General features: G+C 45.8%; 15 protein-coding genes. 8 read left to right on the top strand and 7 right to left on the bottom strand.

The genetic code is table 11. From position 1 onward, the window contains the following. Positions 1-72 precede the first annotated feature (72 nt). Complete coding sequence (locus AAA952_RS01360; protein WP_049821741.1) at positions 73-1716, bottom strand: L-lactate permease; 1644 nt, start codon at positions 1714-1716, stop codon at positions 73-75. A 1016-nt stretch (positions 1717-2732) separates the two neighbouring features. Beyond that, entirely contained in the window at positions 2733-3611 is an 879-nt protein-coding gene (gene nadK / locus AAA952_RS01355) for an NAD(+) kinase (RefSeq protein WP_081729057.1), read from the bottom strand. Between the two features lie 100 nt (positions 3612-3711). Here nadK and grpE point away from each other — a divergent pair, with 100 nt between their 5' ends. Next, positions 3712-4332, top strand: a complete 621-nt coding sequence (grpE, locus tag AAA952_RS01350) for a nucleotide exchange factor GrpE (RefSeq protein ID WP_113941025.1) — start codon at positions 3712-3714, stop codon at positions 4330-4332. Positions 4333-4459: 127 nt separating this feature from the next. Here grpE and dxs read toward each other — a convergent pair whose 3' ends face one another. Genes dxs through xseB form a run of 3 tightly spaced genes read right to left on the bottom strand, consistent with a single transcriptional unit; the run spans position 4460 to position 7473 of the window. Continuing rightward, entirely contained in the window at positions 4460-6328 is a 1869-nt protein-coding gene (gene dxs / locus AAA952_RS01345) for a 1-deoxy-D-xylulose-5-phosphate synthase (RefSeq protein ID WP_338253723.1), read from the bottom strand. Between the two features lie 21 nt (positions 6329-6349). Next, a complete protein-coding gene (gene ispA / locus AAA952_RS01340) occupies positions 6350-7231 on the bottom strand; it encodes a (2E,6E)-farnesyl diphosphate synthase (protein WP_212600336.1) in 882 nt (293 codons plus the stop codon). 2 nt (positions 7232-7233) lie between these two features. Then, complete coding sequence (gene xseB, locus AAA952_RS01335) at positions 7234-7473, bottom strand: exodeoxyribonuclease VII small subunit (protein WP_006080884.1); 240 nt, start codon at positions 7471-7473, stop codon at positions 7234-7236. Between the two features lie 314 nt (positions 7474-7787). On the opposite strand from xseB, the gene pomA reads away from it, so the two are divergent. The 3 genes from pomA (at position 7788) to thiI (ending at position 11390) form a co-directional block, all read left to right on the top strand. After that, positions 7788-8555, top strand: a complete 768-nt coding sequence (gene pomA / locus AAA952_RS01330) for a flagellar motor protein PomA (protein ID WP_263196241.1) — start codon at positions 7788-7790, stop codon at positions 8553-8555. A 3-nt stretch (positions 8556-8558) separates the two neighbouring features. After that, positions 8559-9485 carry a flagellar motor protein MotB gene (locus tag AAA952_RS01325; RefSeq protein WP_338253717.1) on the top strand — a complete coding sequence of 309 codons (927 nt, stop codon included), beginning with the start codon at positions 8559-8561 and terminating at the stop codon, positions 9483-9485. Between the two features lie 450 nt (positions 9486-9935). Beyond that, complete coding sequence (gene thiI / locus AAA952_RS01320) at positions 9936-11390, top strand: tRNA uracil 4-sulfurtransferase ThiI (RefSeq protein ID WP_028760687.1); 1455 nt, start codon at positions 9936-9938, stop codon at positions 11388-11390. Between the two features lie 135 nt (positions 11391-11525). Here thiI and AAA952_RS01315 read toward each other — a convergent pair whose 3' ends face one another. After that, complete coding sequence (locus AAA952_RS01315) at positions 11526-11762, bottom strand: hypothetical protein (RefSeq protein ID WP_212600335.1); 237 nt, start codon at positions 11760-11762, stop codon at positions 11526-11528. Between the two features lie 227 nt (positions 11763-11989). Between AAA952_RS01315 and AAA952_RS01310 the strand changes: the two genes are divergently transcribed. From AAA952_RS01310 to rlmM, 4 genes are all read left to right on the top strand, one after another. Then, entirely contained in the window at positions 11990-12901 is a 912-nt protein-coding gene (locus tag AAA952_RS01310; protein WP_105249769.1) for a transcriptional regulator GcvA, read from the top strand. After that, on the top strand, positions 12882-13556 hold the full coding sequence (locus tag AAA952_RS01305) for an alpha/beta family hydrolase (protein WP_338253711.1): 675 nt from the start codon (positions 12882-12884) through the stop codon (positions 13554-13556). Before AAA952_RS01310 ends, AAA952_RS01305 begins: the two co-directional genes overlap by 20 nt. Before the next feature lie 28 nt (positions 13557-13584). Next, on the top strand, positions 13585-13977 hold the full coding sequence (locus tag AAA952_RS01300) for a DUF423 domain-containing protein (RefSeq protein ID WP_173497065.1): 393 nt from the start codon (positions 13585-13587) through the stop codon (positions 13975-13977). Between the two features lie 168 nt (positions 13978-14145). After that, positions 14146-15231, top strand: a complete 1086-nt coding sequence (rlmM, locus tag AAA952_RS01295) for a 23S rRNA (cytidine(2498)-2'-O)-methyltransferase RlmM (protein ID WP_011846285.1) — start codon at positions 14146-14148, stop codon at positions 15229-15231. A gap of 220 nt (positions 15232-15451) precedes the next feature. On the opposite strand, the gene AAA952_RS01290 is transcribed toward rlmM, so the two are convergent. Then, positions 15452-16459, bottom strand: a complete 1008-nt coding sequence (locus AAA952_RS01290) for an isocitrate dehydrogenase (RefSeq protein ID WP_113941031.1) — start codon at positions 16457-16459, stop codon at positions 15452-15454. Between the last annotated feature and the right edge of the window lie 152 nt (positions 16460-16611).

The following is a 16611-nucleotide window of genomic DNA, read 5'->3' as shown; positions in this document are numbered from 1 at the left end:
CACTCTCTTTATTAATAGATTAAAGCCGAAGTCACTGGGAGTGACTTCGGGCATTCAATAAAATAAAACGGCTTAGAATCCACCCCACAGGGTAGCTATTGTGCCCGCCAGTAAGGCATAACCAATGGCAACAGGCATTGTTTTACGGATAATTTCTGATTCTCTACCTGCCATACCCACTACTGTTGCAGCGGCAACCACGTTCATTACGCACATCATGTTACCGGCGTTTGCACCGATACCTTGTAGTGCCAATACCAGTGTGTGGTTCATGCCAATATTGTCGGCCACGCTGTATTGAAGGCTGGAGAACATCATGTTTGAGAAGGTGGCTGAACCCGATAAGAAGGCACCAAAAATCCCCACGATAGGCGCCATCCAAGCCCACACTGCGCCCATGGAACCTGCCAACATATCCGCTAAAGCGACAGGCATTGAGGCAAGACCTGCACCATTCGCGCCTGAGTTTAAGAAGATTTTCACCATAGGCACTGATGCGCCTAATGAAATAATGGTTGGCAACATGGACTTACATGAAACACCGACCGTTTGCTGAATCGCAGGGCTTTTCATTTTGAACAGGAAGAAACCTAGAATACACACGGCAACAAAGAAGGCACCTGGTGCATATAAGGTTGCGAAGCTGGCTTTAAGCTCAGTGCCCATTAGGCCTGTCCAGCTGATGTTAAAGCTTGATAACCATGCTTTTAACGGTGCCACTGTACGCGACAGTACCAAAAGCGCAGCCATGATGATGTAAGGTGTCCAAGCGGCAATTTGGGAAAACTTAGCCGTTGTTTCGACTTTTCCGCTTTCTTGACTGTCATTCTCTGCGAAATCATTCCATGGCGTTTTAGGCAGTAAGTAGCCTTTACGCGCAACGGGGATCACTAAGGCCATACCGATCAGTGAACCGATAACCGAAGGGAATTCTGGGCCTGCAAGGTAGTTGATGATCCATGCGGGGACGGTAAAGGCAAGACCTGAGAAAATCGCAAATTTCCAAATTGCTAAGCCTTCCTTAAAGGATTTATTGCGACCAAAGAATCCTGTCAGCATGGTCACCATTACGAGAGGAATTAATGAACCTGTGATTAAATCGATAGTGATCATATGCATGACGATATATCGAGCATAACCAGCATAGTTACCGCCATGGGCAGCAAATTGCTCCGCCGCCATGCTCACGCCACCTTGGATCAGACCCTGTTCCATCCCAAAAAGTACGGGTAGACCAATCGCACCGAAGGATACACAGGCCGAGTCAGCAATTAAAGCCACGACAGCTGCGGCAACGGGTGGTACACCAAGCAATACCAGTAGTGGTGCGCCAATGGCTGCGGGAGTACCAAAACCAGCACTACCTTCAATAAAGGCACCGAATAACCAACAGATGATGATGACTTGTACACGGGCATCGGCACTGATGTTAGTAAACCCAGCACGGATAGTGTCCATGGCACCTGAGTATTTCAGGGTATTGAGTAGGAATACGGCACCAAAAATGATAGTTAACGGTGTGATGGCTGAGAGCAGTCCTTCGAGGACCGATGCCGCCAGTAATGTGGTATCCATTTGCCAAATAAACACGGCGGCGAGCGCTGTGATTATCATGGAGATAGGCATAGCCTTAGATGCAGGCATTCTGAGTAACACTAGAAATAGCATTACACTGAGCACTGGCGTCAAGCTAGCGAGGAGTTGAAGTATTGTCATGCTTGCCTCTTCATAAAGTGGTCTGTCTTATTATTGATATTAGGATTTTTCATCTGCCTTCATGTCGACTTCCCAGACCAATAAATCAGCAGTTAATACTGCAAGTACTTACGGTCTCGACATTCTGTGTTGTGTACTAGACGCTATTGTGAGCTTGACTAATATGATCTAGATCATCTTGGCTGTTATATGAAATGCTAATTTACAGTGCTGCGGGGTGCTTCTCTCGGGGGATTTTCTTATATGTGACAATGATCACTTAGACTGTTGGGTGTATATCTACTTTGGTTATATTAAATTAAATTTGTTGTTTTTCTGGTTATTAAAAGTAGAGCTATCACTCATATTCATCGTCATTATTGCAATTAACTGATCCATTTATTTCATTAATAGTCTGTTATTGGTTTTTTCAGTCATTTTTAAGGTGTGATTAAGGTCGCATAGATTGTTGTGGCTGGATTAACTCATTTACTTCTATTTTTATCAAGCTATTGTAATATTTGCCTAATATGTCCATTTTGGAATGGTTTTTTATAGTGATCTAGAGCACCTTTTAGAATGGTGGGATTTTATTGTGATGGATATCACTTAATGAATTTTACTTTAATATGAAATTTTATAACCATTGTTTAATTTAATTTCAGTTTATTTGAGCGAACAGCCAGCCAAAATATTCAAGTATATTGAGAGAACAACAGAAAAGTTGAAATAAAAAGTGACCGCTTCTAATGGGTTAAGAGGGGAAATTGAGAGAACAGGGTGAAATTGAAGCCGAAATTTTAAGTAACAAAACTAAAAAATACTGTTTGAACTTTTATCAAACTGGTTAGTGTCATTAATGCTTAAACGCCATTAATGCGAATATTAGTCGTTTGTGAGAAGTGCTAAAAAGTTCACCAAAGACTGTGCAGGGGAAAAGATAAGGCTTTAATCGCAACCTTCTAGGTTAAATTTACAAAATAAAAAAGAGACGTGATATGTCTCTTTTATTGGTGATTTAGCCCAAAGATACAGACTTAAAACAACTTGCTGCCCCAGCCTAATTTGGTCCGCAGCACGTGGAAATAGTTGTGTCCTTTAGGATGAATAAGCCGTAAACGTTCAGAGCTGCGGCGCACTATGATTTCATCGCCGGGTAACACGGCTAAATGCACGTGGCCATCACAGCTGACTTCGAGGTTTTCGCCATTTTCAGGTGACACAACCATTTTTATGGTGCTGCACGCATCGACAACAATCGGGCGGCACGACAAAGTGTGCGGGAACATAGGTACTAAGATTAGGGCCTGTAAATTAGGCGTCAGAATAGCGCCGCCAGCGGAGAGGGCGTAGGCCGTTGAACCGGTAGGCGTTGACACTATCATGCCGTCGGCACGTTGGCTGTACATGAACTGATCGTCAATATAGACCTCAAACTCAATCATGTGGGCAATTTTACCCGGATGGAGTACGGCTTCGTTGACGGCGGTGTTGCTCGCCTTGAGCATACCGTGGCGATAGACTTCGGCTTCGAGTAAGAATCTATGCTCGGTATCGAACTCTCCATCGAGTACCTTGGCGAGCGCCTCTTCGAAGGCATCGGGCGGCAGATCGGTTAAAAAGCCTAAATTGCCGCGGTTAACCCCAATCACGCCTAAATCGAAGCGGGCTAATACCCTTGCCGCGCCGAGCATGTTACCGTCACCACCGACGACTATGGCTAAGTCGCAACGCGCGCCAATTTCTAGTAAATCGACCGCTATGATATTGGGTCCTAATTCGGTAGCAACACGCTCTTCCACTAAGACTTCAAAGCCCTGCATTGTCAGCCAATAATGCAGACGCTTTAAGGTTTGGTTGGTCCCTTGGTGGTGAGGTTTGCCGATAAGGCCGATAGTATGAAACTTTGTGGTCATATTTATGCTAGATCTGGCCTTAGGCCTTGAAACGTCAAAATTGATCCCCATAATATGCCCAGAGTATTTCAGAAACAAAGCATTTTTAGCTGGAGTGAAAATGAGCAACGAATCGATTAAAGCAGAACAGGATCTGATCCAAGAGGGTGTAGAGTCTGAAGTATCTACCGCAGAAGCAAGTCTGATCGATGAGCTTACCCAGGCCAATTTCCGTATTGAAGAGCTGGAACAGTTACTCGCTGAAGCTTTGGCGAAAGTTGAAGAGCAGAAGGATTCAGTCATCCGCGCCGCAGCCGAGGTCGATAACATTCGTCGTCGTGCGGCAATGGATGTGGAAAAGGCGAACAAGTTTGCCTTGGAAAAGTTCGCCAATGAACTTTTGCCTGTGCTTGATAACATGGAGCGCGCGCTAATGGGTACAAACCCAGAAGATGAAGCGACTAAAGCGATTTATCAAGGTGTTGAGTTAACTCAAAAAAGCTTACTCACTGCGGTGGCTAAATTTGGTGTTAAGCAAATTGATCCACAAGGTCAGTCATTTAACCCTGATCAACATCAAGCGATTGGCATGCAGCCAAGCGCCGAGTTCCCTGCGAACACTGTGATGTTGGTGATGCAAAAGGGTTATGAGCTGAACAGTCGCTTGCTGCGCCCTGCGATGGTGATGGTGTCACAGGGTGGCCCAAACCAAGAAACTGCGACGATAGATATCGAAGCTTAAGCTTTATTGGATCAGCCGCTGTTATAACAGACAGCAACAAAAAAGGACTGCAATTGCAGTCCTTTTTTTATGGGCGGAATTTTTTATTGATAACATTTAGCGTCTTAACGAGATAAGCAAGTTCAGCCTATTGCGCTAGATAAGCATTGATTTGCGCCAGTATGCCTTCGGCATCCAGTTGCAAATCGTGGATGACTTCCTCTGGCGAGCCATGTTTAATGAACTCGTCTGGCAAACCAATTTGGAGTACGGCTTTAGGCATTTTTAGCTTTTGAAGCTGTTCAAGCACTCCGGCACCCGCACCGCCTATAATGGCATTTTCCTCCACAGTGACGAACACTTCATGGGTTAGTGCCATTTCTTTTACCAGATCAACATCAAGTGGTTTCACAAAGCGCATATCGACAACCGTCGCATCTAAGCTTTCGGCAGCGGTTAACGCCGAGGCTAACAAGGTGCCAAAGTTGAGAATGGCAATGCGCTTGCCCACACGTTTGATCACGCCTTTACCAATAGGTAATGCCGTCATCGCTTCGACTTGCATCGCTCCCGTGGCACTGCCCCTTGGATAACGCACTGCACTTGGACCCGCATCATAGCAATAGCCAGTGTAGAGCATTTGACGACATTCATTTTCATCGGACGGCGCCATGATCACCATGTTGGGGATGCAACGCATAAAGCTTAAATCGAATGCACCTTGGTGAGTTGGACCATCGGCACCGACAATACCGCCGCGATCGATAGCGAACAATACCGGTAATTGCTGTAGCGCCACATCATGAATAAGTTGATCGTAGGCGCGTTGCAGGAAGGTCGAGTAAATCGCCACCACAGGCTTAAAGCCTTCACAGGCAAAACCAGCGGCTAAAGTCACTGCATGCTGCTCGGCAATCGCCGCATCAAAATATTGTTTCGGGAAGCGCTGGGAAAACTCCACCATGCCAGAACCCTCACGCATCGCAGGAGTAATCGCTAACACTTTCTCATCTTGTTCGGCAATGTCGCACAACCATTTACCGAAGACTTGAGAAAAGGTCGGTAAACCGGGTTTGGTGGCCGGCTTTTTAAAGAGTGATGGGTCAAACTTAGGCACAGCATGCCAACCGATAGGATCTTTTTCAGCAGGTTCATAACCACGACCTTTTTTGGTCATGATGTGCAGCACCTGTGGACCTTTCAGATTACGCATATTGCGCATGGTCTCGACCAGAGCGTCTACATCATGGCCATCGATAGGACCTATGTAGTTGAAACCTAACTCTTCAAATAGAGTGCCAGGAACGACCATACCTTTGAGGTGTTCCTCAGTGCGCTTGGCCATTTCTTTGATGACAGGCATACCTTTCAACACTTTTTTGCCGCCTTCTCGCAGTGTGGTGTAGAAACGGCCTGACATCAGTTGTGCTAAATGATTGTTGAGGGCGCCGACATTTTCTGAAATCGACATTTCGTTGTCGTTCAGTACCACGAGCATGTCATTGTGCAAGTCGCCCGCGTGGTTCATGGCTTCAAACACCATGCCGCCAGTCATAGCGCCATCGCCGATCACAGCTACAACTTTACGACCTGCTTGTTCTTTTTCTGCAGCTATCGCCATCGCCAGCGCGGCGCTAATCGACGTGCCAGAATGGCCAACACTGAAAGTGTCGTATTCACTTTCTTCACGCCATGGGAAAGGATGTAAGCCATCTTTTTGCCGAATGGTGTGCATCTTGTCACGTCGACCCGTGAGAATTTTATGGGGATAGGCTTGATGGCCTACGTCCCAGATCAGTCGATCAAAGGGGGTATTGTAGACATAGTGCAGTGCCACAGTGAGTTCTACTGTGCCGAGCCCTGAGGCAAAATGTCCGCTGGACATGCCAACAGACTTAAGAAGGAACTCGCGCAGTTCATCGGCTACTTGTGGTAAAAGTGCCTGAGGAAGCTGGCGGAGCTCATTGGGGGTGTTGGCCTGCGCCAACACGGGAAACTGAGAAATGTCCAAACTCATAGCGAGATACTTCGACTCTTATTATATTCTTCGCTCAATGATATAGCGGGCGAAGTCTGCAATTAACTGGCTATTGTATGGCAATTTAGCCAGCGCTGATAGTGCCTCTTGGATCAGTTGTTTGGCGGTGTCTTGTGCACCTTGTAGTCCAAGTAGTTGTGGAAACGTACTCTTATTCGATTCAGTATCAGAGCCTTGCGGTTTACCTAGCTCTTCGGTGGTGGCTACGATGTCAAGGATATCGTCTTGTACTTGGAAGGCGAGCCCTACCGCACGGGCAAAATCCATCATAGCAGCATACTGATCTTTTGGCGCGTTTGCGGCGATTAACGCTAACTCAACGGCGCAGCTGATAAGGGCGCCGGTTTTCATATTATGTAGCTGAGTTAACGCGTTAAGATCAATATGTTTATCGGTCGAGGCTAAGTCTATCGCTTGGCCTCCACACATACCACGATAACCTGAGGCTTTGGCTAATACTCTTACCATAGCAATATGTTGTTCGCTGCTTATCCCTGCTACGGCTTCGGTGACAATTTCAAAGGCTAAGGTTTGCAGAGCATCCCCCGCTAAAATGGCCGTCGCCTCATCAAAGGCGATATGCACTGTCGGCTGGCCACGGCGGAGCTCGTCATCGTCCATGGCGGGTAAATCGTCGTGGATTAATGAATAAGCATGGATACATTCAATAGCTGCGGCGCAAGCATCTAACTTTTCAAGTTCGACCCCAAACATGCGTCCCACACTGTATACGAGGAACGGTCGAATGCGCTTCCCTCCCAATAAGGCACCGTAAGTCATAGCGGCTTTTAATTGGGGAGCTGTATCTTCAAGCGTACTAAAACGCTGTTTTAATTGATCATCAACTCGTTGTTGATATTCTTGAATGGTACTGACTAACACGCTTATTCGCCCTCAACGGCATAGGGGGATAGGGGCGCATTTTCGTCTTGTTTCAGTAAAATGGCCACTTTTTGTTGGGCTTGTTCGAGTTTTGCTTGGCTATTTCGAACGAGATTGATGCCACGCTCAAATTGTTTTAACGCGTCATCGAGGGAGATATCGCCTTGTTCTAGATCGGCAACGATGCGTTCAAGTTCGCCAAGGGATTCTTCAAAACTAAGATTTTCGGGTTTCTTCGCCACGTTCAGGTTTCCTTTGATTTAGCGGACACAAGGTATATCAGGGCGGCGTAAGGGTCAAATTCAGACTAAAGATATTTGCTCAATAGCACGCTTTGTTACTGAAATTTTTCCAGAAAATATAAATTGTCGCTAAACTTGCTTAGTGTGTGTCCGATAACTGACAATAGTATCATCATTTGTATGGTAATTTTTAACTGGATAAACAAGGCTCGTATGTGTGTCGGTGGGATTATCTTATTCGGTAGAATAACTGAGTGTTCTTGCTTACCCAGAGTAAGTATTATGTCGTTTATTACGAAAATTGAGGAGCCGTTGTGGATTTAGCAACAATAATCGGAATTGTGGGAGCCTTTGGTTTTATTCTCGGCGCTATGGTGACCAGTGGCGGCTTGATGATTTTCGTTGATGTGCCCTCGATCCTGATTGTGTTCGGTGGGTCCTTCTTCGTGGTAATGATGAAGTTCACTCTTAAACAGTTTTTTAGTGCCGTTAAAATTGCTTTGAAAGCCTTTGTATTTAAGATTGATAAACCAGAAGATTTGATTGAGCAGTCCGTGACTATGGCGGATGCCGCCCGTAAAGGGGGTTTTTTGGCATTAGAAGAAGCGCAAATTACCAATACTTTTATGCAAAAGGCTGTTGATATGTTGGTCGACGGTCACGATGGTGAAGTGGTGCGTGCAGCCCTAGAGAAGGATATCGCTCTAACGGAAGAACGTCATCGGACGGGGATTGGCATATTTAGAGCCTTTGGCGATGTCGGCCCAGCGATGGGGATGATAGGTACACTCGTTGGTCTCGTGGCCATGTTATCAAATATGGCGGATCCTAAATCTATTGGTCCTTCGATGGCGGTTGCGTTGTTAACCACATTATACGGCGCTATGGTTGCTAACATGGTTTGTCTTCCTATCGCGGATAAGCTAACGCTTAGGATGGGGGAGGAAATGCTCAATCGTAACCTTATTATGGATGCGGTATTGGCGATTCAAGACGGACAAAACCCGCGGGTGATTGAAGGCTTTTTGAAAAATTATCTCGCTGAAAAAAATCGTAAAATCGATACAACGGACGGAGAGTAGCCCATGGCTAAGTGCAATTGTCCACCGCCCGGAGCACCGCTCTGGTTGGCAACATTTGCCGACTTGATGTCGCTGTTGATGTGTTTCTTCGTATTGTTATTGTCATTTTCTGAAATGGACGTGATGAAGTTTAAGCAGATCGCGGGCTCAATGAAGTATGCCTTTGGTGTGCAAAATAAGGTGGAAGTTAAAGATATCCCGAAAGGGACTTCTGTCATTGCCTTAGAATTTAGACCAGGACGCCCCGATCCGACTCCGATTGAAATCATTAACCAGCAAACGAATGAAATGACTGAACCTGTATTGGATTTCCAAGCGGGTGAAGACGATAGTGCGGGCGGCGTGCAGCAGCAAAATGGTTCTCAGCGGGGGGGCGAAGCCACTGCAACGGCGCAAGAAGTTGCCGATGCGGTTAAAGCGGAAGCGGCAGCGGCGCAAGAAAAGATCAATCAGCAAGTGAAGAAGATGGCGCAGGAGCTCAATAAAGAGATCACCGATGGAGCGATTGAAATTGAGTCATTAGGTCAGCAGATTATTATTCGTATACGTGAGAAGGGGTCATTTGCTTCTGGCTCAGGCTTCCTGCAGCCTCGATTTAAACCTGTGGTGCGCTCAGTCGGCGAATTGTTAAAAGATGTGCCAGGTGTCATCACAGTGTCAGGTTATACGGATGATATGCAAATAAGCGATGAGCTCTATAGTTCTAATTGGGATTTATCCAGCAAACGTGCCGTGGCAGTGGCCCATGAGTTAGTACAGGTCAGCGGCTTTGATTCTAATCGAATGAAAGTGGTTGGTATGGCGTCTAACAATCCGATTGTGCCTAACGATTCTCCGGAAAATCGTGCCCGTAACCGCAGGGTTGAAATTGCTATTGAGCAAGGTAAAGCGAAGGAGTCTGAAGAAATTCAGATCGGTAATTCGCCTTAAGTGTTTAGATAATCTCCTAATCTAAAGCCGCAATAATCTTGCGGCTTTTTTATTGAGCTAATGTGGGCTTTTCCCTTTTAGTTAACGTGTTATGCATCAAATCACAGTGGTTGATTTAAATCCATTTGGGCTTTACGTTAATCAAATTGAGTGTGTAATCCCTAAGTTTCCTTGACCATCCCTCAACGACTTATTGTTAATAATTTATCTCAAATCACTTATTTTAAGCAGGGCAATTCACACCATTCGAATAGGCTTTAGTGACATTATTTCAGCCTAATTAGCTGCCGTGATTTAGTCATTAATACGCAATGAATACGCCATAAATGTGGCCTGTGTCGCTGTTGGCTATGTGCGCTGAAACTCGCCTTTTTAGGTTGCTTGGGTATATAATCCTCCGATTATTCTTTTAACCAATTTTGCTGTTTTAAAATTGCCCGCGGAAATCCCATGAAGTTTATTGTAAAGCTGTATCCAGAAATCATGATGAAGAGCAAGCCTGTACGCATGCGCTTCACCAAAATGCTCGAAACTAACATCCGTAATGTGCTTAAAAAAGTTGACGAAGATGCAAAAGTGCAGCGTCAATGGGACCGCATTATGGTGATGGTACCAAAGGATAAGCCTGAATTGGCCCAAGCTTTTGGTGAGCGTCTGGCGTGTATTCCTGGCATTGCACACGTAGTGCAAGTGGATGAGTACAGCTTTGAATCTGTTGATGATATTTATCAGCAAGTCTTGCCTGTTTACCGTGACCAACTCGCGGGTAAAACCTTCTGCGTGCGAGTAAAGCGTACTGGCGATCATGATTTTAATTCTATTGAAGTTGAGCGTTATGTCGGTGGTGGCTTAAACCAGTTTACTGATGCGCTGGGCGTGCGTTTAAAGAATCCGGACATTACCGTTAATTTAGAGATTGAGCGCGATAATCTTTATATGGTGACTAAGCGTATTGAAGGTCTAGGCGGTTTTCCGATGGCAACACAGGAAGATGTATTGTCCTTGATTTCGGGTGGTTTTGACTCTGGCGTATCTAGCTATCAATTTATCAAAAAAGGCGCTCGTACCCATTACTGCTTCTTCAATCTGGGCGGTGCACAGCACGAAATTGGTGTAAAACAAGTGGCTTACCATTTGTGGAAAACCTACGGTGAATCCCACAAAGTGAAGTTTATCTCTGTGCCTTTTGAGCCTGTGGTTGCTGAGATTTTAGAGCGTATCGATAACGGTCAAATGGGCGTTGTATTGAAACGCATGATGATGCGTACCGCGGCGCGTATAGCCGAGCGTATGGGCATTCAAGCCTTAGTTACCGGTGAAAGTTTAGGCCAAGTGTCTAGCCAGACCCTGACCAACTTAAACGTCATCGACCGTTGTACTGAGTTATTGATTCTACGTCCCTTAATCGCCATGGATAAGCAAGACATTATCAACGAGAGCCGTAAAATCGGCACCGAAGATTTTGCTAAATCAATGCCTGAATATTGCGGCGTAATTTCGCAAAAGCCGACGGTAAAAGCGGTATTAGCTAAGGTTGAAGCGGAAGAGAAAAAGTTCTCTGAGGATTTGATTGATCAGATCATCGCCCAATCTGTCACTATCGATATCAGGGAGATCGCAGAACAAATGGATACTCGGATTACTGAGACAGAAACGGTTGCCAGTATCGATACTAACCAAGTGGTCATTGATATTCGTGCCCCTGAAGAAGAGGAAAGCAAACCGCTGCAAATTGAAGGTATTGAGATAAAGCGCATCCCATTCTTCAAGTTAGCGACTCAGTTTGCCGATCTCGATAAGCAAAAGACTTATTTGCTCTATTGTGAGCGTGGGGTGATGAGTAAATTGCAGGCATTGTATTTAATCGAGCAAGGTTACACGAACGTGAAAGTGTATCGTCCATAAGTCGGGCGAAAACCTGCCCATTGCCGTATATCGTCAGTGGGATTGATTTGCTATTCAAGTACAAAAAAGCCGCATATTAATGCGGCTTTTTCTTTGCTCTTACTGAGCGCGACCTGAGTTTCAGTGTCGTTTAGGTTATTCAGCTTTAACGACTTGCTGATGAGATGTGACATCGTCTGTGGCAATCAACAGAGTGGCTTCTTGCAGCGCTTCTTGGTGCATTTTATTCATTGCAGCGGTTAAATCTGCAGTGATATTGGCTTGCAAGTCGCTTGTGTCAATGACGATTTCGTCAACGAGTACATTTGCACTGGCATTGAAGCTGAGTGCTGAGACTAATATTAACGCAAATGCCGATTTTAAATTGAACATAGTCGCCTCCGGGCTGACAAATTAACGCTGTCAGACATTCCCATCATCAACTTTGAGATTGTCTAACTTAGGTATTTCATAGCTATGGATGTTTCATCGCTATTGGTGTTTCGTTGATAAGCTGTTTCATTGGCGCAAAATTTAACCAAAAACGCTGGCCTTTACAAACGATTAAATGTAACAATACGGATTAGAAAAACTAATTAAAAAACGAGACTGAGATCACTATGTCGAGACGATTACCACCGCTTAATGCGGTTAAGGCTTTTGAGGCAGCCGCGCGGCATTTGAGCTTTACGCGGGCAGCGGAAGAATTGTTTGTTACACAGGCTGCGGTGAGCCATCAAATAAAGGCATTAGAAGATTTCCTCGGATTAAAATTATTTCGTCGAAAGAACCGTTCTTTGCTATTAACCGAAGAAGGGCAAAGCTATTTTCTCGACATCAAAGATATCTTTATTCAGCTTGCCGATGCTACCGACAGATTACTCGCCCGCAGTGCGATTGGTTCGCTGACGGTCAGTATGTCACCCAGTTTTGCGATTCAATGGCTAGTGCCACGTTTGGCTAAATTCAGTGAGAAAAATCCCGATATCGATGTGCGAATAAAGGCCGTTGATACCGAAGCGAGTTCATTAACCGATGATGTGGATGTGGCTATTTATTATGGCTTAGGTAATTGGCCTGGGCTACGTGCAGATAAGCTCAGAAACGAAGTGCTTATTCCCGTGTGTTCGCCCATGTTGCTCAACGGTCCTAAACCACTCTCAAAACCGAGCGATTTAAAGTATCACACGCTATTACATGATATGAATCGTCACGATTGGCAGGCGTGGTTTAGGCAATGTGGCATTACCGATATTAATGTGAATCAAGGACCTATTTTCAGTCATTCGTCTTTGGTATTGCAGGCGGCGGCCCACGGTCAAGGGGTTGCTCTGGGTTACAGCGTGCTGGCACGCCCCGATATCAAAGCTGGGCGGCTTGTGTGTCCATTCCAAGAAGTCTTGGTCAGTAAAGATGCTTACTACTTAGTTTGCCAGCAAAACCATGCTGAGCTGGGTAAAGTGGTGGCGTTTCGTGAATGGATGTTAGACATGTTTGCCGAGGAGTCTCGCAGTGAGTTGTTGCCCGGATAAGCCGAGTTATGTATTAGAAGGGGAGCCTGCGAGTACTTTGATTTTATTGGCCCACGGTGCGGGTGCTAACATGGATTCTGATTTTATGCAGGCCATGTCGGCGGGATTCGTTGCTCAGGGCTTCCGAGTGATGCGCTTTAATTTTCCTTATATGCAGGCGAATGCAGTCGATGGCAAATGGCGTCCACCGGACCGTGCGCCTAAATTGCTCGCGTGTTTTACACAGATGCTCGATATCGCCCACTCACAACCACAAGTTGAACGTGTGGTGTTAATGGGGAAATCCATGGGCGGTCGTATGGCGGCCCTATTAGCCTGCGATCCTGCATTAGCGGCGCGCATCGATAGGGTGATTTGTTTAGGTTATCCTTTTGTGCCACTCAAAGGCGGCGAGCCTAGATTGGAACCTTTGAATGAATGCCAAGTCCCAGTATTAGTCGTACAGGGGGAGCGGGATAAGTTTGGTGGCAAAGCGCAGATCCCAAGCTGGCCCTTGAAAGCTGAGATAGGATTGGCTTGGATAACCGACGGCGATCATAGTTTTGTCCCAAGAAAGTCGTCAGGCACCAGTGAAGCCGCTAACCTTGCACGTACTATTGATTTATCAAGTGATTTTATTCGTGAGCTTGATGTTGAGCGAATAAATGTTGAATGAGTTAATCCCATTCCAGCAGGAGCGTTAAATGCGTAAAGGTTTATTGTTACTCGCCGCCGTGAGCGGATTCTTAGCCGTCGCTTTAGGGGCTTTTGGTGCCCATGGTTTAAAAGCGGTCGCGCCACCAAACTTAATTGAAGTCTTTAACTTAGGCGTGCAATATCATTTCTACCATACCTTCGCCCTCGTCATGGTTGCCTTCTCGGGCCAATGGTTAACCTCGCGTTTACTGGACTGGTCGGCATATCTCTTTGTCGCAGGCATAGTACTATTTTCGGGCTCACTATATGGACTGGCCTTGTTTGGGACTAAGTGGTTAGGTCCTATTACGCCTATGGGTGGTGGTTGTTTCTTACTCGGTTGGTTATTATTTGCCGCCGCGGTATGGCGTCACAAAGTTATCGACGGTCATGAGTCTTAATCACTGATGCTTATGTGAGTTAACAGGCTTAGGGTGCACCTAAGCCTTTTTTATTTCTCTAATCGCAACGCAAGTAGGCAAATAGGGCATTTGTGGATTGAAATTGGTATACTGGCACCCAAATCGATAGTCAGCCAATGCTTTGGCTTGGATTTCTCAGGGATCCCCATGAAAAACCTATTTTTATTTTGCCGCGCAGGCTTTGAAAAAGAATGCGCTGCAGAAATCCAACAGCGAGCCGGTGAGCTCAATGTGGGTGGCTTTGTTAAGGCCAACAATAACGACGCTTATGTTGTATACCAATGTTTTGAAGACGACGCTGCCGATACATTAGTCAAACAATTACCTTTAGATTCGCTCATTTTCGCCCGCCAGATGTTTGCTGCTAGCGACTTGTTAGTCGACTTGCCTGAAAATGACAGAATAAGCCCAATCGTTGCGGCGCTCAGTGACGTCAGCAAAGCGGGTGAAGTGCGGGTTGAAACACCTGACACTAACGAAGCGAAAGAGCTCTCGGCTTTTTGCCGTAAGTTCACTGTGCCTTTACGCCAGCATTTGAAAAAATCGGGTAGCTTGCTAGCGCAGGAAAATCCAAAACGTCCGATTATCCACGTGTGTTTTATTGGCCCCGGCCGTGCCTATGTGGGTTATTCCTACAGTAATAACAGTTCGCCACATTTTATGGGCATTCCACGCCTTAAAATGGCGGCGGATGCACCGAGTCGTTCTAGTCTGAAACTCGACGAAGCCTTTGGCCAATTCGTGCCTAAGGAAGAGCAAGAAGAGCGTATTCGCAGTGGCATGAACTCAGTGGATTTGGGCGCTTGCCCTGGTGGCTGGACTTATCAACTGGTGCGTCGCGGCATGTTTGTGTCGGCAGTTGATAATGGCCCTATGGATGAAAAACTGATGGAAACGGGCCAAGTGAAACATTACCGTGAAGACGGTTTCCGTTTCGAACCGCAACGTAAAAATATCTATTGGCTGGTGTGCGACATGGTTGAGAAACCTGCGCGTGTTGCCGAACTGATTGAAGCTTGGGCGATTAACGGTTGGTTTAAGGAAGCGATTTTTAACCTTAAATTACCGATGAAGAGCCGTTATAAAGAAGTGACAGCTATCCTTGAGACCATGCAGACGATTCTTAAAGAGAATGGTGTGACCGATTTTAAAGTGCAGTGTAAGCATCTTTATCACGACCGTGATGAAGTGACAGTGCATTTATGGCTACGTCCTAATACCGCGTGGAATTAATTGCTGCGCTAACCCTGCGGTGATCTTGTTGTCGCTAGAATGGTAATAGTCATGCGGGTTTAAAGCCACGCAGGTTTAAAAGCTAGATAACAAAAAGCCCCAAAGGAAACTTTGGGGCTTTTTTGTGTTTACTCATTTGAGTTTCAAGCGCTTGCTTCTTTTAAGCTTTTGCTTGAACAAGCGCGTTATAGGCTCGTCTTAAACGCGCTTAGCATTGAGATCACAGACGCTCAAGCACCGCTTGCGTGAAGTCAGTCGTGCCGTGAGTGCCGCCTAAATCGCGAGTCGTACGGTCGCCTTCTTCGATCACTGCAGATACCGCTTTACGGATTTGCTCAGCTTTGTCAGCCATACCTAAGTATTCCAGCATTTGGATAGACGCTAAAATTACTGAGGTTGGGTTTGCGAGGTTTTTGCCAGCGATATCAGGCGCACTACCGTGAACGGCTTCGAAAATTGCAGCATCACGGCCAATGTTTGCGCCAGGTGCCATACCTAAACCACCTACTAAACCGGCACACAGATCCGATAAAATGTCACCGAACAGGTTAGTCGTCACGATCACATCGAAGTTTTCTGGGTTCATCACTAACTTCATGCACGTTGCATCGACGATCATTTCTTCTGTCTTGATGTCTGGGTAACGTAGGCTCACTTCACGGGCCACTTTCAGGAACAGGCCTGACGTTGACTTCATGATGTTGGCTTTGTGTACAATAGTGACTTTCTTACGGTTTTCTTTGCGAGCTAGTTCGTAGGCGAAAGTGGCGATTTGCTCGGCACCTTGGCGAGTGACGATACTGGTTGCTTCGGCTGTTAAACCATCTTCAGACACTTTTTGACCATGGCCAGAATACATGCCTTCGGTGTTTTCACGTACTGTGATGATATCGATATTTTCGTAACGGGCTTGGGTACCTTTGAAAGACAGTACTGGGCGTACGTTAGCATACAGACCGAATTTCTTACGCAAGGTTACGTTGATAGAAGTAAAGCCTTCACCAACGGGAGTCGTCAGCGGCCCTTTCAGCGTGATACGGTTTTTTTCAATGAGTTCTAAAGTGCGTGCTGGCAGTAACTCGCCTTGCTTTTCAAGTGCAGTCAGGCCGGCATCGGCAAATTCATATTCAAAATCACAGCCCGCTTTATCAAGAATTTTTAAGGCTGAATCAATAATACTTGGGCCAATTCCATCACCTGGAATTACGGTTATCGTTCTTTTTGACATGGAGAAGTCCTTCCACGGTTCGTCGTTACTGCAATTGTCTGCACCAGTGCTAACTGGATAGCAGGACTATGAATTTGGTATTTTTTCTGCCTATTATTTTAACCATCTTTGGTCAAACTTCACAGGAAATAGTGAGCAATATCACGATTTTT

The sequence above is a fragment of the Shewanella sp. M-Br genome (assembly GCF_036245925.1).
In the GTDB taxonomy this organism is placed as follows: Bacteria; Pseudomonadota; Gammaproteobacteria; order Enterobacterales; family Shewanellaceae; genus Shewanella; species Shewanella oncorhynchi.
Note: the sequence above shows the minus strand (reverse complement) of the source record. Positions and strands in the feature narration are given on the sequence as shown.

Coding starts and splice junctions, on each gene's coding strand:
- AAA952_RS01300 (WP_173497065.1), top strand. CDS start 13,585: ATGCGTAAAGGTTTATTGTTACTCGCCGCCGTGAGCGGATTCTTAGCC.
- thiI (WP_028760687.1), top strand. CDS start 9,936: ATGAAGTTTATTGTAAAGCTGTATCCAGAAATCATGATGAAGAGCAAG.
- rlmM (WP_011846285.1), top strand. CDS start 14,146: ATGAAAAACCTATTTTTATTTTGCCGCGCAGGCTTTGAAAAAGAATGC.
- AAA952_RS01360 (WP_049821741.1), bottom strand. CDS start 1,716: ATGACAATACTTCAACTCCTCGCTAGCTTGACGCCAGTGCTCAGTGTA.
- grpE (WP_113941025.1), top strand. CDS start 3,712: ATGAGCAACGAATCGATTAAAGCAGAACAGGATCTGATCCAAGAGGGT.
- AAA952_RS01290 (WP_113941031.1), bottom strand. CDS start 16,459: ATGTCAAAAAGAACGATAACCGTAATTCCAGGTGATGGAATTGGCCCA.
- AAA952_RS01315 (WP_212600335.1), bottom strand. CDS start 11,762: ATGTTCAATTTAAAATCGGCATTTGCGTTAATATTAGTCTCAGCACTC.
- nadK (WP_081729057.1), bottom strand. CDS start 3,611: ATGACCACAAAGTTTCATACTATCGGCCTTATCGGCAAACCTCACCAC.
- AAA952_RS01325 (WP_338253717.1), top strand. CDS start 8,559: ATGGCTAAGTGCAATTGTCCACCGCCCGGAGCACCGCTCTGGTTGGCA.
- dxs (WP_338253723.1), bottom strand. CDS start 6,328: ATGAGTTTGGACATTTCTCAGTTTCCCGTGTTGGCGCAGGCCAACACC.
- AAA952_RS01310 (WP_105249769.1), top strand. CDS start 11,990: ATGTCGAGACGATTACCACCGCTTAATGCGGTTAAGGCTTTTGAGGCA.